Annotated in this window: 17 protein-coding genes; 7 read left to right on the top strand and 10 right to left on the bottom strand. The window is 74.5% G+C overall.

Annotated features, from left to right (window positions below):
- Positions 1–4: 4 nt before the first annotated feature.
- Entirely contained in the window at positions 5–781 is a 777-nt protein-coding gene (locus ACZ5GH_RS33925; RefSeq protein ID WP_387757200.1) for a MerR family transcriptional regulator, read from the bottom strand.
- A 95-nt stretch (positions 782–876) separates the two neighbouring features.
- Between ACZ5GH_RS33925 and ACZ5GH_RS33930 the strand changes: the two genes are divergently transcribed.
- The 3 genes from ACZ5GH_RS33930 (at position 877) to ACZ5GH_RS33940 (ending at position 3,632) form a co-directional block, all read left to right on the top strand.
- A complete protein-coding gene (locus ACZ5GH_RS33930; protein WP_464336215.1) occupies positions 877–1,968 on the top strand; it encodes a serine hydrolase domain-containing protein in 1,092 nt (363 codons plus the stop codon).
- Positions 1,969–2,079: 111 nt separating this feature from the next.
- Entirely contained in the window at positions 2,080–3,081 is a 1,002-nt protein-coding gene (locus ACZ5GH_RS33935) for an AraC-like ligand-binding domain-containing protein (protein ID WP_464336216.1), read from the top strand.
- 275 nt (positions 3,082–3,356) lie between these two features.
- Positions 3,357–3,632 carry a hypothetical protein gene (locus tag ACZ5GH_RS33940; protein WP_387757204.1) on the top strand — a complete coding sequence of 92 codons (276 nt, stop codon included), beginning with the start codon at positions 3,357–3,359 and terminating at the stop codon, positions 3,630–3,632.
- Positions 3,633–4,028: 396 nt separating this feature from the next.
- On the opposite strand, the gene ACZ5GH_RS33945 is transcribed toward ACZ5GH_RS33940, so the two are convergent.
- The 4 genes from ACZ5GH_RS33945 to ACZ5GH_RS33960 form a co-directional block, all read right to left on the bottom strand.
- Complete coding sequence (locus ACZ5GH_RS33945) at positions 4,029–5,312, bottom strand: MFS transporter (RefSeq protein ID WP_464336217.1); 1,284 nt, start codon at positions 5,310–5,312, stop codon at positions 4,029–4,031.
- Entirely contained in the window at positions 5,309–5,824 is a 516-nt protein-coding gene (locus ACZ5GH_RS33950; RefSeq protein WP_387757207.1) for a glycine-rich domain-containing protein, read from the bottom strand. Before ACZ5GH_RS33950 ends, ACZ5GH_RS33945 begins: the two co-directional genes overlap by 4 nt.
- Positions 5,821–7,116: a phenylacetate--CoA ligase family protein gene (locus ACZ5GH_RS33955; protein ID WP_464336218.1), complete on the bottom strand. Its 1,296-nt coding sequence runs from the start codon at positions 7,114–7,116 to the stop codon at positions 5,821–5,823. Before ACZ5GH_RS33955 ends, ACZ5GH_RS33950 begins: the two co-directional genes overlap by 4 nt.
- Positions 7,117–7,245: 129 nt before the next feature.
- Positions 7,246–7,392 carry a hypothetical protein gene (locus ACZ5GH_RS33960; protein ID WP_387757210.1) on the bottom strand — a complete coding sequence of 49 codons (147 nt, stop codon included), beginning with the start codon at positions 7,390–7,392 and terminating at the stop codon, positions 7,246–7,248.
- A 310-nt stretch (positions 7,393–7,702) separates the two neighbouring features.
- Here ACZ5GH_RS33960 and ACZ5GH_RS33965 point away from each other — a divergent pair, with 310 nt between their 5' ends.
- Complete coding sequence (locus tag ACZ5GH_RS33965) at positions 7,703–8,182, top strand: hypothetical protein (RefSeq protein WP_464336219.1); 480 nt, start codon at positions 7,703–7,705, stop codon at positions 8,180–8,182.
- A 14-nt stretch (positions 8,183–8,196) separates the two neighbouring features.
- On the opposite strand, the gene ACZ5GH_RS33970 is transcribed toward ACZ5GH_RS33965, so the two are convergent.
- A complete protein-coding gene (locus tag ACZ5GH_RS33970; RefSeq protein ID WP_387757213.1) occupies positions 8,197–9,330 on the bottom strand; it encodes an alkene reductase in 1,134 nt (377 codons plus the stop codon).
- 159 nt (positions 9,331–9,489) lie between these two features.
- On the opposite strand from ACZ5GH_RS33970, the gene ACZ5GH_RS33975 reads away from it, so the two are divergent.
- Together ACZ5GH_RS33975 and ACZ5GH_RS33980 are read left to right on the top strand one after the other, a co-directional pair.
- Positions 9,490–12,798 (top strand): AfsR/SARP family transcriptional regulator, encoded by a 3,309-nt coding sequence (locus tag ACZ5GH_RS33975; protein ID WP_464336220.1) that lies wholly within the window; start codon positions 9,490–9,492, stop codon positions 12,796–12,798.
- A 274-nt stretch (positions 12,799–13,072) separates the two neighbouring features.
- A complete protein-coding gene (locus tag ACZ5GH_RS33980) occupies positions 13,073–15,133 on the top strand; it encodes a phosphocholine-specific phospholipase C (protein ID WP_464336221.1) in 2,061 nt (686 codons plus the stop codon).
- Positions 15,134–15,207: 74 nt separating this feature from the next.
- On the opposite strand, the gene ACZ5GH_RS33985 is transcribed toward ACZ5GH_RS33980, so the two are convergent.
- Positions 15,208–16,539, bottom strand: coding sequence for a cryptochrome/photolyase family protein (locus tag ACZ5GH_RS33985; RefSeq protein ID WP_387757218.1), 1,332 nt, complete (start codon positions 16,537–16,539; stop codon positions 15,208–15,210).
- A gap of 245 nt (positions 16,540–16,784) precedes the next feature.
- Between ACZ5GH_RS33985 and ACZ5GH_RS33990 the strand changes: the two genes are divergently transcribed.
- Positions 16,785–17,768, top strand: coding sequence for an aldo/keto reductase (locus tag ACZ5GH_RS33990; protein ID WP_464336222.1), 984 nt, complete (start codon positions 16,785–16,787; stop codon positions 17,766–17,768).
- A gap of 40 nt (positions 17,769–17,808) precedes the next feature.
- On the opposite strand, the gene ACZ5GH_RS33995 is transcribed toward ACZ5GH_RS33990, so the two are convergent.
- The 3 genes from ACZ5GH_RS33995 to ACZ5GH_RS34005 all read right to left on the bottom strand — a co-directional run bounded on the left by ACZ5GH_RS33995 (position 17,809) and on the right by ACZ5GH_RS34005 (position 19,137).
- A complete protein-coding gene (locus tag ACZ5GH_RS33995; protein ID WP_464336223.1) occupies positions 17,809–18,105 on the bottom strand; it encodes a hypothetical protein in 297 nt (98 codons plus the stop codon).
- A gap of 145 nt (positions 18,106–18,250) precedes the next feature.
- Positions 18,251–18,652, bottom strand: a complete 402-nt coding sequence (locus ACZ5GH_RS34000; RefSeq protein ID WP_464336224.1) for an SsgA family sporulation/cell division regulator — start codon at positions 18,650–18,652, stop codon at positions 18,251–18,253.
- 239 nt (positions 18,653–18,891) lie between these two features.
- Entirely contained in the window at positions 18,892–19,137 is a 246-nt protein-coding gene (locus ACZ5GH_RS34005) for a hypothetical protein (RefSeq protein WP_387757225.1), read from the bottom strand.
- Positions 19,138–19,214: the final 77 nt, after the last annotated feature.

The following is a 19,214-nucleotide window of genomic DNA, read 5'->3' on the forward strand; positions in this document are numbered from 1 at the left end:
TCCGTCACTGACGCGGGATATCAATGCCCGCCGCACGCAGGTGGCCCTCGACCAGCCCGTTCAGCCGGGCGATGGACGGTGCCTCGTCCTCCCGGTGGTGGTTGACCACGCCGTACCGGGAGTCCGCGTCGGGCCCGTGCGGTCGCTTGGCCGGCAGCGTCAGCAGCGCGCGGACGCCCAGCAGGTTGGCGGCCACCGCTGAGGCCAGCTCCTCGATCCGCGGGTCGTCGGGATCCCAGGACCTCGCCTCCCAGCCGCGCTTGGTCAACTCGACGAACTCGGGGTCGTCGAGCCGGTGTTCGAGGTTGGCCAGGAAGACCTCGAAGACCTCGGGAGTCAGCGCCCGCGACAGCACCAGGGCCTCCCGCTGGGTGGTGACGTAGTCGGGGCTGAAGTCGAGCTCGGCGAGTCGCTCCAGGACCGCGCAGGCCCGGTCGGGCAGCAGGGCGCGGTCACCGTGGGCGAGCCGGTGCAGGGTGTCGCGGCGGGCGGTCAGCTCCTCGATCTGTTCGGTGAGCCGGCGGCGGACGTCGTCCAGGGCGGTGGCGAACCGCTCGGGCTCGGCGTCGAGCAGCTCGCCGATCTCGGCCAGAGGCACGCCCGCCCCGGCCAGGGCCCGGACCTGGACAAGGCGCAGCAGGTCGGCCGAACCGTAGCGCCGGTAGCCGGAATGGTCCCGTTCCGGTTCGGCGACCAGACCGAGCCGGTGGTAGTGCCGCACCGTCTTGACGGTGATGCCGACGAAAGCCGCCGCCTGACCGATCGTGAGCCCGTCTGCCATGGGGCGAGCCTAGCGCTCATCTGTCGCCTTGACCTTGACCTTGGGTCAGGGTGCACGCTCAACTCACACCCGCCGACGCGAGATGAGGAATCACCATGAGTGAGCAGAACACCGCCCCGCAGGACCGCCCCGAGCTGCGGAAGGCCATGCAGGAGATCGTCGACGCCGGTTTCTCCGGCGTGCAGCTGCGCGTCAACGACGAACTCGGCGAGTGGGTCTGCAGCGCCGGGGTGAGCGAGCTGGGCCGGACCGCGAAGCCGCCGACCGACGGGCACTTCCGGATCGGCAGCGCCACCAAGACCTTCGTCGCGACCGTCGTCCTGCAGCTGGTGGCCGAGGGCCGGCTCGGTCTCGAGGACCTGGTGGCCGACCACTTGCCCGAGTTCCGGCTCGACCGGCGGATCACGGTACGGATGCTCCTGCAGCACACCAGCGGGCTGTTCAACTTCACCGGCGAGTTCTCCGAGGACGGGTCGGTCGAACCCGGTGTGGTCGCCGGATGGGGCAAGGAGTGGGTGGACCTGCAGCACGCGACCTACCGGCCGGAGGAGCTGGTGCGGGGGGCGTTGGAGAAGCCGGCGCGGTTCGAGCCGGGGACGGCCTGGAGCTACTCCAACACCAACTACGTCCTGGCCAGGCTGCTGATCGAGCAGGTCACCGGCCGCTCGCTGCCCGAGGAGACGCACCGGCTGATCCTGGGCCCGCTCGGGCTGACGGGCACCCTACTGCCGGAGACCCGGGAGGACATCCCCGAGCCGCACGCCCACGGCTACTTCGGCTACGACGACGCCGGACAGTGGAAGGTGGTCGACACCACCCGCTTCAACCCCTCCTGGGTATCCGCCGCCGGCGACATGATCTCGACCAGCCGGGACCTCCACACGTTCTTCTCCGCGCTGAACAGCGGCAAGCTCATCCCGGCCGGGCTTCTGGCCGAGATGCGCGTCGCGGACCCCACGATGGGTTACGGCCTGGGGGTGTTCGTGGAGGAGCTGGACGGCGGCGGCACCGTTCTCCACCACAACGGAGGGTTCTGGGGCTGGGGCGCACTGATGTACAGCACGCCCGACGGCACCAGGACCCTGACCGGCTCGCTGACCTCCGGGGACGTCGAAACGGACCTGCCCACCATGGCCGGGACGTTCGAGAAGGTGAAGCGGACACTGGTCAAGGCGGTGTTCGCCTAGCCAGTACTCCAGGACGTACCCGCGGCACATGTGACCGAAGTGCTGCTCGACGGTATGTACCTGTCCATGCCACGTTCGAAGCCGCAGGGGGAACGGGCTACGGAGGCTGGGATGCTGGTGACGGAGTTCAGCACGGAGGTCGTGGCGGCGCCGGAGCGGTTCGCGCTCTGGGAGGCCACGACAGCGCGGTCGCACATGTCCAACAGGCTGCGCAGCGACCACCAGGACGACTTCCGTGCCAGGATGCGCGCCGTGGACCTGGGTGAGCTGCAGGTGTCCGCGCTGGTGTTCCCGCACCTGGAGATAGCTCGGACGGCGAAGCTGATCCGGCAGTCCGATCCGGAGGTCTACCTGCTCAACTACTTCCTCCATGCGGAGGGGGCGCTCTCCGAGGCCGGGGGCGACGCGGCGATTCGGCCCGGTGACCTCATGGTGATGGACAGCAGTCGTCCCTACAGCGGTGTTGTCCGCACCGTGCCGGGCGACTGGTCGCACCTGACGGTGCAGTTCCCCCGCAGATTGCTGCCCCTGCCGGAGAAGGCGGTGCGGAGTCTGCTCTCGGTCCCGATCAGCGGGCACCGCGGCATGGGCGGGGTGTTCAGCCGCTGGCTGACGGACATCAACGCCCGCGCGGGCGAATTCACCCCGGCCGACCTCCCCACCCTGGCCTCGGTCACCCTGGACCTCCTGGCGTCCGTCCTCGCCCGCTGCCTGGAAGCTGACGAGGCGCTGAGCCCCGAGGCCCGCCGGAGCGCCCTGCGGGCCCGGATCAACGCGTTCGTCGAGCAGCACCTCTCCGATCCGGCCCTGACCCCCCGGGCGATCGCGGACGCTCACCACATCTCCTTGCGCCATCTCCAGCAGTTGCTCGCCGAGGACGACACGCCACCGGCGGCCTGGATACGCCACCGCCGCCTGGAACGCTGCCGCCTCGACCTCGCCAACCCCCGCCTGAAGGCCCGCCCCATCCAGGCCATCGCCGAACGGTGGGGCTTCACCAACCCGACGCACTTCAGCCGCCTGTTCCGGGCCACCTACGGGATACCGCCGCGGGACTACCGGAACCTGCCGCCCAAGGCGTGCGCGAATCGGCAATGGCCCTGCGCGGAATGACATGGCCTGGTGCCATCGCCCTCGACATCCTGAATGCGGAACACCGGAACAGCCCTCAGTCACGACGGCCTCGCCCAAGCGGCCAGGCCGTCGGCGCGGGACACCGAACGCGTCTGCTGCCCAGCAGCAACGGGCCGAGGGACCGAACGGATCCCGCTCGCTCGGACAAGGCTTCCCGGACGCCGAGCGCGTCCACCCGGGCGCTGCGGATCACCCCTGGCCGGACAGCGGTCGGGGAGACCGCCGACATCGACCATTCCGCACGGAGGAGAAGAATGCGTACTCGACTCGCTCTCACCGGAGCCACCGTCGCCGCCGCCCTGCTCATCGGCGGCACCGCCGCCACCGCCGCGCAAGCGGTCCCCGCGTCTGCCCGGACCAGCACGGCGTCGCCGGTCGTGGCGGGGACCCTCTCGTACATCGACGCCGGTACCTACAGGACCAAGTCGGCGTGCGAGGCGGACGGGCGTGCCTCCGTCTACTCCGACTGGTACTGCAAGCCGAGCACCACCACCACCAACTGGCACCTCATGGTGAACCCGAACTCGTAGGCGCCGGCGGCCGGGCGTCCGGCCGGGGCCACCCGGCCGGCAGTCCGGCCCCGGCCACCCGGCCACCCGTCCGGCCCCGGCCACCCGGCCACCCGTCCGGCCCCGGCCACCCGGCCACCCGTCCGGCCTTCCGGACATCGCCGTTGCCGCTGGAACCGGTGCGGTCGGCGCCCGGACGATCCTCTCCGGGCGCCGACCGCGTCCACCCGGGCGCTGCGCTGTCACCGTGAACGGAACCGGTGAGGTGCCCCGGCGGGGCCGGACCTCGCCACAGCAGGGCCGGTGTCGAAGACGTGCTGCTGGTCGACTCCGGGACGGGCCCGCGGACCGCCGCCGCCCGGTGCCGCGGTCCGTCGAGGGGGCGGACCGCGGCACCGCCGCCGTTTCACCGCCGTTTCACCGCCGCTCTCCGGCGGGCACGGGGCGGGCGGCGCGCACCGCCGGGAGCGCGACGAGCAGCGCCACCAGGGCGCAGCCGAAGGCCAGCGTTTCGTAGCCGCCGGCGGCCACCACCGGGCCGGAGAGCAGACCGCCGGTGCAGCCCGCGACCGACAGTCCGACATCGGCCAGGCCCTGGGTCGCGGCGCCCCGGGAGGGCGGCGCGGCGGCGGTGACCACGGCCGTGCCGCCGACCAGGCCCAGGTTCCAGCCCACGCCGGCCAGCAGCAGGGCCGCCGCCAGGACCGGCACCGAGTCCGCCGGCGCCAGGCCGGCCAGCAGGGCGGCCGCGCCGAGCGTGACGCCGGAGGCGGCGGCCACCGGGAGCGCTCCCCAGCGGTCGACGAGCAGGCCGCTGAGCGGGGAGGGCAGGAACATCGCGCCGATGTGCAGCGAGACGACCAGGCCGATCACACCGGTGCCGTGGCCGTTGGCGGCCAGGTGGACCGGGACCATGGTCATCAGGGCGACCTTCGGCAGCTGGGCGAGCACCATGATCCACAGGCCGGTGGCCACGCCCGGGACCCGCGAGCGGTCCGACGGCTTCGCCGCTTCGGCCGCTTCGGCGGGTTCCGCCGGCGCCGGTGGGGGCGTCGCGGCCCGGGCCGACCGCAGCGGATCGGGCCGCAGCAGCGCCCCGATCACGACGGCCGCCACCGCGTACCCGACGGCGGCCAGCAGGAACGGCGCGGCCGTCCGGGGCACGCCCCAGTCCTCGGCCGGCCCGCCGACGAGCGCCACCAGGTTGGGCCCGGCCACGGCGCCGAACGTCGAGGCGAGCAGCACCCGGCTGACGGCCCGGCCGCGCCGCTCCGGGGCGGCCAGATCGGCGCCCGCGTACCGGGCGAGCAGGTTGGTGGCGGTGCCGGCGCCGTAGACCAGCAGCGCGGGCAGCAGCAGCGCGACCTGGTCGGCGACCACCGCGACCACCACGCCCACGCTGCCCAGGGCGCCGACCGCGTACCCGAGGCCGAGCCCCGGGCGGCGTCCCCAGGCCTGGCAGAGCCGGCCGATGCCCAGGGCGCCGAGCATCGACCCGCCGGTGAACAGGGCGGTGGGCAGGCCGGCCAGCCCGGTCGAGCCGAGCATCTCCTCGGCGATCAGCGCCCCCACCACGACGCCCGCGGTCAGCCCGACGCCGCTGACCAGCTGGGAGACGACCAGAACTGCCAGCACCCGGCGCTGCGCCGGGTGTTCGGGCGGATGCCGGGCCTCCTCGGCGACCTGCGGGGAGACCGTCACGCCGCCACCGTCGGGCTCAGCGCCGAGATCTCCTCCAGCGACATCCCCAGCTCCTCGTGGAGGTAGCGGACGATGGTCCAGTGCGCCAGCGCGCCCTCGTCGAAGGGCCCGAACTCCTGGCAGTAGAGCGGGATCCAGCGCAGCGCCTGCTCGGCGGCGGCCTCCCGGCCGGGCTCCTCCTGGTACGCCTCGTACGGGATGCCCCGGTGGTGGACGAAGTAGCGGCCCGGCAGGCGTTCCTCGCACAGGGCCCGGTACTCGCGGGTCTGCAGGATGAGGTAGTGCCAGATCTCGTCGATGTCCTGCTCGACCGGCAGGAAGAGGCCGGCGAGCTCCTCGCGGTGGCGGGAGACCAGGTAGAGGTAGCGCAGGCACTCGGTGACCTGCCGTTCGGCGTCGGCGGGTGCGGCGCCGGTGCGCGCGACGGTGTACGCCACCACCTCGGCGTGCAGGTCCTCGCCGAGCAGGGCGGCGAGCTCGTCGGCGGTGACGCGGGGTCGGTCGGCGGTCATCGGGCGTCTCCGTGGCTGTCCCCGGTGGCCGGGGCGGTGGCCGGGGTGGTGGTCGGCGTGGCGGCGAGCCAGGCGTACTTGCCCGAGGCGCCGATCGGCAGGTGCTCGTGGTGCTCGACCCGGCACGGCCGTCCGATCAGCCGGCCGGCCTCGCGGGCCGTCGCCTCCGCCTCGGCGGCCGTCAACGAGGCGCCGTCGAAGGTGGTGCAGCGCAACACGGCCTCGTCCCCGGGGCCCGTGACGTCCAGCCGGTGGAGGAAGGTCCGGGGCGTGACCGCGCCGACCACCTCGTCGAGGTCCCCCTGGGCGACCGGGCCGTCGGGGGAGTCGAGCAGTTCCTTCTCCCGGCCGCAGAACCGGGCGATGCGGCCGGGGTCCGCGCTGCCGTCCAGCGTGCGGACGCAGTCCCCGGAGCGGTAGCGGACCAGCGGCATCCAGGGGTTCCGCACGCTGGTGACGATCAGGGTGTGGATCCCGCTCCCCGGGGCGACGGGCAGGAGCTCGACGCTCATCCCGTCGAGGTATGGCCGGTACCGGCCGCTGCGGTCGCTGTAGTAGAGGTAGCCGAGTTCGGTGCTGCCGAACAGGTCGACGATCGGGCAGTCGAAGTGCTCGCGCAGGTACCGGGCGACGTTCACGGGGGTGTACTCGTAGGCGTGCACGATGCCGGCCGGCTGCGGGAAGTCCGCCCACAGGCCCCAGGCCCTGGCCTTGCGCACCAGGTGCGCGAGGTGGGAGGAGGAGCAGTCGAGGTGGTACCGGCCGCGCGGGTGGGCCCGGGCGGCCTCCCGGATCTCCGCGAGCATGCGCTCGACGTCGGCCCGTTGCCAGTGGTCGGGGTCGAGGCGGAGGTTGAGGTAGCAGGTGCGTTCGTCCAACCACCGTTCCGCCAGGGCCGGTCGGGAGTCCGGCTCGCCGCCCCGCCTGCGGGCGTTGACCCGTGCCACGTGCTCGGTGGCCAGGACGGTGGTCAGCGAGACCCGCTTGCAGCCCTCGGCCCACGTGTCGGCGATGTCGGGGTGCTCGCTCCACAGCCGGTAGTAGGACTTCAGCAGGAAGTACGGTGGCCGGATGAGCTGCATGCGGGCGTGGTTGGTGCCCGTGGACAGCACGAACTCGGCCTCGCCCGACGCGAGGGCCTCGGCGAGGCCGGGCGTCATCCAGTTGTCCGGAAAGCCGCGGGCGATCTCGGACTTCTCCAGCACGGGGAAGTGTCCCCGCTCGATCGAGGCGCGGTAGAGGGGGATGTCCTTGATCCGGTCGACCACGTCGGCGGTCGGCTGGCCGTTCATGTCACCTCCGGTCGGTGGGGTCACCTGGGCTCGTGGGCCCGGGGCCGCTCCGACCCGGGGCCCGGGGGCCCGGGCCGGCCGAAGCGGCCGGCCCGGACCCTGTCGGCACTGCCGGTGCGTCGGGCTGGGTCAGGAGATACAGCCGGACTTCGCCACGCTGATGCATCCGGACTTGGCGACGCTGATGCAGCCGTCCTTGGCGCCGCCGGCCGAGTTGACGGCGACCCAGCGCTTCCACTTGTCGTCCTGGGTCATCCGCTTGATGAGCTGCTCCATCGGACCTCCTCGGGTGTGCCGGTCATCCGACGGCGCGGGTCGGCGCCGCCACGGCGACAGTAAAGTGATGGTCAAGAAAGTGTCAATGACGGGTCATCAGTCTCGGCCACGAGCGATCTGACGCGAAGTCAGTTTTGGCCGAACGTCGCCGACCGAGGAGGTGCCCCGTGGCCACCGCTGAGACTCCCTTCTGCCCCGCCCGGCGGGCCGAGCGCAGCTGCCACCACCGACTGGCTGACGCTCGTACAATCGCGCGGAGGGCGAAGCGCCAGGCCGAGGTCCCGGTACCGGGCGTGAGGGAGGGGTCGGGATGTTCGGCAGGATGTTCGGCAGGGCGTTCGGCAGGCTGTTCGGTTCGGGTGAGAAGCCCGAGGATCTGGTGGCACGGCTCAGGCCCGACCTGAGTCGGGAGTCGCTCGGCGTCGGGCCCGACTTCCCGGGCGTCGCCCCGAACCCGCTCCTGAGCGGTGACGCACGGAAGCGCAATGCGGAACTGCGTACGGGGGAGCTCGCGCTCGGCGTTCTCGTCGACTGGCGGGAGGTCGGCAGCGACGGCAGTCCACGCGTGGTGCTGATGTTCGACGTGGAGACCGCCGACGGCATCTCGTTCCGCGGCATCGCGGACGAAGACCTCACGATCACCGAGCTCACCCGACTCGCCCCAGGACAGACGTTGCCCGTGCGCTACCGGCCGGCCGTCATGGACCACTACGTCGCCCTTGCCCGGGACGCGGACCCCGCCCACGTGCGGCGGCTCTCCGAGGAGATCGCGAGCCGCCGGCGGACCTGACAGACCTGACACTGTCAGTCGAGGGTGGGGTAGTCGGTGTAGCCGGTCTCGCCGCCGACGTACATCAGGTGGGCGTCGCGGATGGGGTTGAGGGGTGCGCCGGTGCGCAGGCGGGTGACCAGGTCGGGGTTGGCCAGGAAGGAGCGGCCGAGGGAGATCAGGTCGGCGCCGGCGGCCAGCAGGTGTTCGGCGGCGGCGCGGCCGCCGTCGGCGGGGAGGGGGCCGGGCCAGGGCAGCGCCGGGTTCGCGATCAGCGTGCCGGACCAGGCCTGGCGCAGGGTGCGGAAGAGGGGCTGGTCGGGGTCGGCGAAGACGACGTGGAGGTAGGCCGGGCGCAGGCCGTCGAGTTCGCGCAGGAGCGCGGGGTAGACCTCGTCGACGTCGTCCTCCGTCATGGCGTTGGCGGTGACGCCGGGGGCGATGCGGATCCCGACGCGTTCGGCGCCGATGGCCTCGGCGACCGCTCGGACCACCTCGACGGTCAGGCGGATGCGGTTGGCGACCGACCCGCCGTAGCCGTCGGTGCGGTGGTTGGTGTGGCGGGAGAGGAACTGGTGGAGCAGGTACCCGTTCGCGGCGTGGACCTCGACCCCGGCGAAGCCCGCGTCCACCGCCCGGCGCGCGGCGGCGGCGAAGTCGGCCACGGTGGCGTGGATCTCCTGCTCGGTCATCTCGCGCGGCACGACGTTCTCGCGGTGCCCGGACGGGGTGACGATGGTGCCGGGCAGCGGTACCGGCGACGGGGCGAGCGGGTGGTGCCCACTGGTCTCGGGGTGCCCGACCCGGCCGCCGTGCTGGAGTTGGAGGAACATCTGCCCGCCCGCGGCCCGGACGGCGTCGGTGACGCGGCGCCACCCGGCCACGTGCGACTCGTCGTGGATCGCCGGGATGTCGGGGTAGGTGGCGCCGACCGCGTTCGGCGTCGTGGCCTCCGCGATGATCAGCCCGGCCGAGGCGCGCTGGGCGTAGTAGGTGGCCATGATCGGTTCCGGTACGCCGGTGGCGCTCGCGCGGTTGCGCGTCATCGGGGCCATCACCAGGCGGTTGGCGAGCCGCAGGGCGCCGAGGCGGGCGGGCTGGAACAGCGGGGACTCCGGGCCGGCGGTCTCGGTGTCCGTGCCCGCCGGAACCAGGGTGTTCGTGCTCATGGTGGTGCTCCATCGTCTTCCGTGGTGGTGCCGGCCGGTTCCTCCGGCCCGCTGAGATGACCTTCCCGCAGCCCGCTTCGGCTCTGCTGATGCTCCGCTGACGGTCCGGCAGCAGCCCGGGCCGACCAGCTGATGATCATCCTGTGTAGGCTGTGCCCCATGAGGTTCGGGGTGCTCGGCCCGCTGGAGGTGTGGGGCGACGACGACGCGCCCGTGCGGGTGCCCGAGACCAAGGTGCGGGCCCTGCTGGCCGATCTGCTGGTGCACGAGGGCCGACCGGTGTCACCCGACCGCCTCGTCGACGACATCTGGGGGGACGGTGCGCCCGCCAACCCCGCCAACGCGCTCCAGGCCAAGGTCTCCCAGCTGCGCCGGGCGATCGGCCGGGACCGGGTGACCCACCACCCCGCCGGGTACCGGCTCCGACTCGACGACCACGCCGCCCAGGTCGACGCGGCCCGCTTCCGGGAACTGGCCGTACGGGCCCGGAGCGAGACCGACGCGCGCGCCCGGGCCGCCGCGCTCGCCCAGGCGCTCGACCTGTGGCGTGGACGCCCGTACGCCGACTTCGCCGACGAGGAGTTCGTCCGCCCGGCCGCCCAGCGCCTGGCCGAGGAACGGCTCGCGGTCGTCGAGGAACTGGCGGAGGCCCGCCTCGAGTTCGGCGATCCGCTGCTGCTCGGCGAGGTGACCGAGCTGGTGGACCGCCATCCCCTGCGCGAGCGGCTGCGCGCCGTGCAGATGCGGGCCCTGTACCGCGCCGGTCGGCAGGGCGAGGCGGTCGCCGCGTACGGCGGACTGCGGGCGCTGCTGGTCGACGAGCTGGGCCTGGACCCGAGCCCCGAACTGACGGCCCTGCACGAGGCGATCCTGCGGCAGGACACAGCCCTGCTGCCCGCCGCCGTGCCGGAAAACCGGCCGGCTCCGGCCCGCTCGCCCGTCGGTCCGCCGGCCGCGGTGGCCGTCGGTGACCGGTCCGCCGACGGGTTCCCCCGCCCGGACCTGCCGGCCCCGCGCACCACGCTCGTGGGACGCGGCGCGGCGCTGGACGACCTCGCCCGTCTGGTCCGCGCCGAGCGCCTGGTCACGCTGACCGGCCCCGGGGGAGTGGGCAAGACCCGGCTCGCGCTGGCCCTCGCGCACCGCCTCGCGGACGGCTCCGAGGGCGGCGCGCCGGACGGGGTGCGGCTCGTCGAGCTCGCGGCCCTGCCCGCCGACGCCGCCGACCTCGCCCAGGCGGTGGCCGCCGCGTTCGGCATCCGCCAGACCGTCGGGCCGGCCGTGCCCCCGGCCGCCCCCTTCCCCGCGCTGGCCGCCGCCCTGCGCGAACGGCGGGCCCTGCTCGTCCTCGACAACTGCGAGCACGTGATCGAGCCGGCCGCCGACCTCGTCGCGGCCCTGCTGGACACCGTGCCGGAGCTGCGCGTCCTGGCCACCAGTCGGGAGTCGCTGCGGCTGCCCGGGGAGGCGGTGTTCCCCGTCGCCCCGCTCGACCCGGTCGCCGCGGCGCGGCTGTTCGCCGAACGGGCCGCCGCGGCCGCGCCCGGGTTCGCCCTTCCGGCCGCGGCGGCCGGGGACGTCGGGGAGGCCGGGGCGGACGACGGGACGCGGGCCGCCGTCGCGGAGATCTGCCGGCGCCTGGACGGCATCCCGCTCGCCCTGGAGCTCGCGGCCACCCGGGTGCGGGTGATGGGCGTGCGGGAACTGGCGGCCCGCCTCGGCGACCGGTTCCGGGTGCTCGGCTCCGGGCAGCGCGGCCTCCCGGCCCGGCAGCAGACCCTGCGCGCGGTGATCGACTGGAGCTGGGACCTGCTCACCCCGCCCGAGCAGGCCGTCCTGCGGCGGCTGGCAGTCCCCGTCGGCGGCTGCCCGCTGCCGGCGGCCGAGGCGGTGTGCGGGGGAGACGGCATCCCCGGCGACGAGGTCCTCGACCTGGTCGGCCGCCTGGTCGACCGCTCGCTCGTCGAGGCCGCGCACACCGGGGACGGCCCGCGCTACCACCTGCTCGAATCCGTCGCCGCCTACGCCCGCGACCGGCTCCACGAGGCGGGGGAGGCCGCGGCCACCGCGGCCCGCCACGCCGGGTACTTCCGCGAGCTGGCCGAACGGGCCGAAGCCCGGCTGCGCGGGCCGGACCAACGGCACCTACTCGCCCTCCTGGACGCCGAGTCCGCCAACCTCCGCGCCGCGCTCGACCACCTCCTGCGCACCGGCGACCAGGACGGCGCGGCCCGTACAGCCGCCGCGCTGTGCCCCTGGTGGCTGCTGCGCGGGCGCCTCCACGAGGCCAGGCGCGCCCTGGCCGCCGTACTGGAGGCCATCGGCCGCGCTCCGGCCGACAGACCCGGCCCGGCATCCGGATCCGCCGCCGTCGCGGCCTCGACGGCCGCCGAACTCCACCTCCTGCACGGCGCGTTCGCCATGCTCACCGGCCACCGGCCGCCCGAGCGGGACTGCCCCGAGGCGGACATCGCCGACCCCGTCCGGCGCGGTCGGGCGCTGTGGCTGTTCGCCTACGGCCTCCACCACGCGGGCGACCCGGCCGCGGCGCACGCCGTCGGCACCCGGGCCCTGGACCACTGCGCCGCCGCGGGCGACCGTTGGGGCACCGCCGCGGCGCACGCCCTGCTGGCCCGGACCGCACTGGCCGCCGGCGATCTGGCGGGGGCCCGCCGCGACGGCCGCACCGCCGCCGCGGAGTTCCACGAACTCGGCGACGGGTGGGGCGAGTTGCAGACCGTGCCGACCCTCGCCGCGCTCGCCGAGATCGAGGGTGACTACGCCGACGCCGAGTCCCGCCACAGCGTCGGGCTGCGCCTCGCCGAGCAACTTGGCCTGGCCGTGGAGGCCTCCGCCTGCCTCGCGGGCCTGGGTCGCCTCGCGCTCCTCACCGGCGACTGGGAGCGGGCCCGGCTGCTCCACGAGCGGGCCCGCCGCGCGGCCGCCGAGCAGGGCCACCTCTTCGGCGAGGTCTTCGCCGTGATGGGCCTCGCCCTCGGGGCGCGTCGGGCCGGTGACCTCGACGCCGCGGAACGCCACCTCCGGGCGATGCGCGACGACTACCCGTCGTCGACCGCGGGAAAGCACCTGGTCGAGGTGGAACTCGGCTTCGTCGCCGAACTGCGCGGCCTGCCCGCGCAGGCCGCCGCCCATCAGGCCCGCGGCCTGGCCCACGCCCGGGAACTGGCCGAGCCGCGCGCCCTCGCCCTCTCGCTGGAGGGCGCCGCCGGCGCGGCCGCGGCCACCGGCGAAACCTCGGGGCTCACCCGTGCCGCGCTGCTCCTCGGGGCCGCCGACGCCGCCCGCCGGGGCGCCGGTGCCCCGCTCCCGCCCGGCGAGCGCGCGGACGTGGAGCGGGTCGCCTCCGTGGTCCGCGCGGCCCTCGGCGCGGACGGCTTCGCCGCCGCCTTCGAGCAGGGCGCGTCCCTCCCGCTCCCGGCCGCCGTCCGCGCCGCGACCGGTTCCTGACCCGGGGAAGGTTGCGGAGCCGCACGCCGGCGGGTGTCCGGGCGGATCGGTCGGGTCCATCGAACCGGGCCGGTCGGGCGCGCCGCTCCGGTCCGACGGTCGGGACCATCAGGCCGGCCGGGACGGTCGACGGCCGGATCCTGTACGGACAACTCGAGGCGTTCGTCTGCCGTACGGCGGGCAGTCATGAATGGTCCGCCGGGCGGTACCCCGCACGCGCTGTCCTAGGGGACGCCGTCCTCCACCTTCCTGACATGCAGAGGTCAAACCACCCATGGTCGAGCTGAACCGCCGCCGCTTCCTCCAACTCGCGGGCGCTACCGCCGCGTTCTCGTCGCTGTCGCAGAGCATCGCCCGAGCCGCGTCGATCGCCCCGGCGGGGACCACCGGCACCATCCAGGACGTCGACCACATCGTCGTGCTGATGCAGGAGAACCGCTCCTTCGACCACTACTTCGGCTCGCTGAAGGGCGTCCGCGGCTTCGGCGACCCCCGCCCGGTGACCCTGCCGAGCGGCAAGTCGGTGTGGCACCAGACGGACGCCCTGAAGCGGGAGGTCCTGCCGTTCCGGCCGCAGGTCAGCGACCTCGGGATGCAGTTCGTCCAGGACCTCAACCACGACTGGGCCGGCGGCCACAAGGCCTTCGACAACGGCCGGTACGACCAGTGGGTGCCCGCCAAGACGGCCACCACGATGGCCTACCTGACCCGCGACGACATCCCGTTCCACTACGCGCTCGCCGACGCGTTCACCATCTGCGACGCCTACCACTGCTCGTTCATCGGCTCCACCGACCCCAACCGCTACTACATGTGGACGGGCTGCACCGGCAACGGCGTCAGCGGCAACGGCCCGGTCCTCGGCAACCAGGAGGCCGGCTACAACTGGACCACCTACCCCGAGCGGCTGGAGAAGGCCGGGATCTCCTGGAAGATCTACCAGGACGTCGGCGACGGACTGGACGCGGCCGGCTCCTGGGGCTGGATCGGCGACGCGTACCGCGGGAACTACGGCGACAACTCGCTGCTCTACTTCGACAACTACCGCAACGCCAGGCCGGGCGACCCGCTGTACGACAAGGCCCGCACCGGCACCAACGCCAAGGCGGGCGACGGCCTCTTCGACCACCTGCGGCGCGACGTACAGGCCGGCACCCTCCCGCAGATCTCCTGGATCGCCGCACCCGAGGCCTTCACCGAGCACCCCAACTGGCCCGCCAACTACGGCGCCTGGTACGTCGCCCAGGTGCTGGACGCGCTGACCTCCAACCCCGCTGTGTGGGCCAGGACGGCGCTGTTCATCACCTACGACGAGAACGACGGCTTCTTCGACCACGTCGTGCCGCCGTTCCCGCCCTCCTCCGCCTCCCAGGGCCTGTCCACCGTGGCGACCACCGCCGACTACCACCCCGGCACCATCGGGTACTCGGCCGGGCCGTACGGGCTCGGCCAGCGGGTGCCGATGCTGGTCGTCTCGCCCTGGAGCACCGGCGGCTACAGCTGTTCGGAGACCTTCGACCACACCTCGATCATCCGCTTCATGGAGCGCCGCTTCGGGGTCCAGGAGCCCAACATCTCGCCCTGGCGGCGCGCGATCTGCGGCGACCTCACCTCCGCCTTCGACTTCACCGCCTCGAACGCGGCGCCGCCTGCGCTGCCCTCCACCGCCGGCTACCTCCCGCCCGACCGCAACCGGCACCCCGACTACGTGCCCACCCCGCCGGCCACCGGCACCATGCCGAAGCAGGAGGCGGGCGCCAGGCCCACCCGCCCGCTGGCGTACGCGCCGTCCGTGGACGGTGCGGCCGACACCGCCACCGGCAAGTACCGCCTCACCTTCGGCTCGGGCGCGGCGGCGGGCGCCCAGTTCCTGGTGACCTCGGCCAACCGCACCGACGGCCCGTGGACGTACACCACCGAGGCGGGCAGGACGATCGCGGACGCCTGGAACACCACGTACTCCAAGGGCGTCACCGACCTGACCGTGTTCGGCCCCAACGGCTTCCTGCGCCGCTTCCGCAACCCCGGCAAGACCGTGGGGCCCGAGGTCACCGCGCGCCACAACGCGGCCACCGGCAACCTCGACCTCACCCTCACCAACGCGGGCGCCGCGGACGCCGTGCTGACCCTCACCAACGCCTACGGCGGCACCCCGAAGACCGTCACCGTCCGCCGCGGCGCGACCGTCAACTGGACCGTCGACCTGAGCGGCTGCCGCAACTGGTACGACGTGACCGTCACCGCGGGCACGAGCACCGACTTCGTGCGCCGCCTGGCCGGCCACGTCGAGACCGGCGCCCCCGGCCTCTCCGACCCGGGCATCGTCACCTACTGACGGCGCCCCTCACGCCGCCGGGCTCCCGGGAGCCGCGGGGCCAGATCCGTTCCAGGCCCCGCGGCCTCGGTCTCTCAGTCCAGGCCGCGGGCCCGGCGGAAGCGGGAGCCGAGGGCGTCCGGGGCGACGAGCGGGGCCGGGTAGTCGGGCGCGAGGGACCACGGGCGGTGCACGGCACGCCCGGGCAGGTGGGCCAGTTCGGGCACCCAGCGGCGCACGTACGCGCCGTCCGGGTCGTACCGTTCGGCCTGGCGCAGCGGGTTGAGCACCCGGTTGGGGCGGGTGTCGGTGCCGGTGCCGGCGACCCACTGCCAGTTGAGCTGGTTGTCGGCCACGTCCCCGTCGACCAGCAGTGACAGGAAGTGGGCGGCGCCGATCCGCCAGTCCAGGTACAGGCCCTTCGCGAGGAAGCCCGCGGTCAGCAGGCGGGCCCGGTTGTGCATCCAGCCCTCCTCGGCGAGTTGGCGCATCCCGGCGTCGACGATCGGGTAGCCGGTGCGGCCCCGCCGCCAGGCCTCGGCCTCGCGCTCGTCCCGGTGCCAGTGGTCGTCCCGGGGCCGGTAGTCGCGGTGCGCGGCGTCCGGGCGGGCGGCGAGGACCTGGTGGTGGAAGTCGCGCCAGGCGAGCTGCCGGACGAAGGCCCGCGCCCCCTCGCCGTCGTGCCGCAGGGCGCGTTCGACGAGTTCGGTGGGGGACAGGCAGCCGAAGTGCAGGTACGGGGAGAGCCGGGAGGTGGCGTCGGCGGCGAGGTCGTCGTGCACCTCCGCGTACGGGCCGGCGTCCCACTGCCGCCACCGCCGGCGCGCCGCGGTCTCGCCGCCGGGCGGCAGCGCGGGTGACAGCGCGGGCGAGAGCGCCCCGGTGGGCGGCAGGCCCTCGCTGCCGATGCCGCTGGGGCTGTCGATCTTCCGGGGCGGGCCCAGCACCGTACGGCGCGGCGTCTGCTGCCAGACGCGGTGGTACGGGGTGAAGACCGCGTAGTGGTCCCGGCCGGCCGGGGTGATCCGGCCCGCGGGGACCACCGTCAGCGAGGCGTCGTGGACGTGCAGGCGGTCGCCGAACAGCTGGCGCAGCCGCTCCTCGCGCCGCTGCGCGAAGGCGCTGACGCCCGCGGCGACGTGCACGGTGGCGGCGCCGGCCTCGGCGGCCACCCGGGCCGTCTGCTCGGCGGGTTCGCCGCGGCGCACGACCAGCCGGGAGCCGGTCCGGCGCAGCGAGGCGTCCAGGTCGGCGAGGCAGTCGGCGAGGAAGGCCTGCCGGTTGGGCGCGGCGAACCCGGCGCGTTCGACGGCCGGGTCCAGGACGAACAGGGGGACGACCTGGTCGGCCGCGGAGCGGGCGGCGTGCAGCACGGGGTTGTCGTGCAGCCGCAGGTCCTGGGTGAACAGGGCGATCGATACGGTCACGGGTGGGGCCTCGCAGGGGGTGCCGTCGGGGTCCGGGCAGTCCTTCCCGGGTGGGGACGGAGCCGCCCGCGACCCTTTCCGGGCGTTCGGACCCGACCCTTCCCGGGTGTTCGGAGCCGCCCGCGACCCGGATCGGACCGGCGGCCGGGACCGAAGGTACCGCGCGGGCCCCGGTCGGCGGGCCCATGACCCGGCGTCGGACGGGGCGTGCCGCCCGCAGGACCGCCGCGTGAGAGGCTCACCCCATGGAACAGCGCGTACTCGGCCGTACCGGCCGCCCCGTCTCGATCGTCGGACTCGGCACCTGGCAGCTCGGCGCGGACTGGGGTGACGTCCGGGAGGAGGACGCCCTGGCCGTGCTGGAGGCCTCGGTGGAGGCCGGCGTCACCCTCTTCGACACCGCCGACGTCTACGGCGACGGCCGCAGCGAGCGGCTGATCGGCCGCTTCCTGAAGGACCGCCCGGACGCGGAGGTGTTCGTCGCCACCAAGTTCGGCCGCCGGGCCGAGCAGCGGCCCGAGCACTACGGCCTCGCCAACTTCCGTGCCTGGGCCGACCGTTCACGGGACAACCTGGGGGTGGAGCGGCTCGACCTGGTGCAGCTGCACTGCCCGCCGACGCCGGTCTACTCCTCGGACGAGGTGTTCGACGCCCTGGACACCCTGGTGGAGGAGGGCCGGATCGCCGCCTACGGGGTGAGCGTGGAGACCTGCGACGAGGCGCTGACCGCGATCGCCCGCCCGAACGTCGCGAGCGTGCAGATCATCCTGAACGCGTTCCGGCTCAAGCCGTTGGAGCGGGTGCTGCCCGCCGCGGAGGCGGCCGGGGTGGGCATCCTCGCCCGGGTGCCGCTGGCCTCGGGGCTCCTGTCGGGCCGGTACGACGAGCGCACCGTCTTCGCGCCGGACGACCACCGTACGTACAACCGCCACGGCGAGTCCTTCGACCAGGGGGAGACGTTCTCCGGGGTGGACTTCGCGACGGGCGTCGAGGCGGCGGTGGAGTTCGCCGCGCTCGCGCCCGAGGGCGCGAGCGCGGCGCAGACGGCGCTGCGGTGGGTGACCCAGCAGCCGGGGGTGACGACGGTGATCCCCGGCGCCCGCAACGTGGCGCAGGCCCGGGCCAACGCGGCCGCCGCCGACCTGGCGCCGCTGCCGCCGGCCACCCTGGACGCCGTGCGGGAGCTGTACGACCGGCGGATCCGGCCGCAGGTGCACGCCCGCTGGTGACGGTCGGCGCCCGGATCCGGTCGGGGACCGGGCGGGACGCTCACGACGGCCGTCGGAGCGGGGCCGCGCGGTGGGCCCGCCGGTGCGACGGCCGGTCGGCGGGCCGGCGTTGGGCGGGCTTGCGCTCGTCGTGGCGCGGGGCGTTACCGTCGGGGGTGCGCCAGGAGTCGGTGCGCGCCGCGTGGGCGCCCCTGGTCGGCCTCGCCGCCCGACGGTTCAGATGGTGGTTGCCCCAGGCGAAAGCGCCGGTCAGCAGTACGGCGATGGCCAGGGCGGGCACGGCGACGGCGAACAGGGAAGGGCCGTCGGCCGAGGCCGGAAACGGTGGCGCGTTCATGGTCTTCTCCTCTTGTCGCGGCTCCTCGCGGTGTTCCGGCGGCGGTCCCGGCCCCCGCGGGGAGGGAGTACCGGGCCGGGGCCGCCGCATGTCGCCCGCCTACCCCGCCCGCCGGGGGACATGCTCCCGGCCGGGCGGCGGCGGGTCAGGGGAGCAGCCGGGCGAGGGCGGCGTCGACGTCCAGGTGCTCGGTCTCGGTGCCGGCCGGTACCAGCCGGAAGGAGTCGAGGAGGAACGCCGTCACAACGGCCGCGGGGATGCTGATGACGGCCCGTGCGGCGGGGGAGCGCAGGGTGATCAGCACGCGGTCCTCCGGCCCGGGCGCGACGGTGACGTCCCCGCAGCCGACCGGGCCGTGCCGGCCCTGGTCGAGCAGGTCGCGCGCGAAGGTCCACTGCGCCCGGTCGTCGTCGCCGAGCGGCGGGAAGGCCAGGCACACCGCGTACGGCGAGGCGGTGTCGTAGCGCAGCGCCGCCTCGACGGCCACGTCGGGGAACGGGCCTTCGGGCAGGGTGACGGCGGTGGACCAGGAGGTGGCGACGGCCATGCGGCGAACTCCCATTCTGGCGGTGGCGCCGCTGGGTGGCAGCGGCCCCGGAGGCCGGTGACGACAGCGCTCGGTTACCCGCCCGGCCGGGGTGCATTCCCGGCGCGGGCGCGAAATCGGGCCGCGTCGCCGTGTACGGCCCGGCCGGGACGCCGGAGCCCCGCCCCGGCTGTCGTCGCCGGGACGGGGCCTGGCCTTCGGGCGTCAGCGGGTGACCGCGGGAGCCGTGGGAAGCCGGCTCACGGTGCCACGGTGTCCGCCGCGGGCGGCTCGGGCTCCTCGTCGTCCTCCGCCTTCCTCCGCACGTCGGCCGGGGTGGGCGCGGTGATGGAGCGCTCCTCCGCGGACCGCTCCCGGGCTCCGGTCCGGCCCTCCGCCTTCGCCCGGACGTCGGCCGGGGTCGGGGCCGTGATCGAGCGTTCCTCGGCGGACCGTTCCTGCGCCGGTTCGTCCGGCTGCGTTCCGTGGTCGTCGGGTGTGGTCATGGGCTCGTTCCCCTTTCCGGGTCCTGGACTGCGGCGGACGGGACACCGTGCGGTTGCCCCGGATGCCCGGTCGTGAA

The sequence above is a fragment of the Kitasatospora sp. Xyl93 genome, assembly GCF_055383135.1.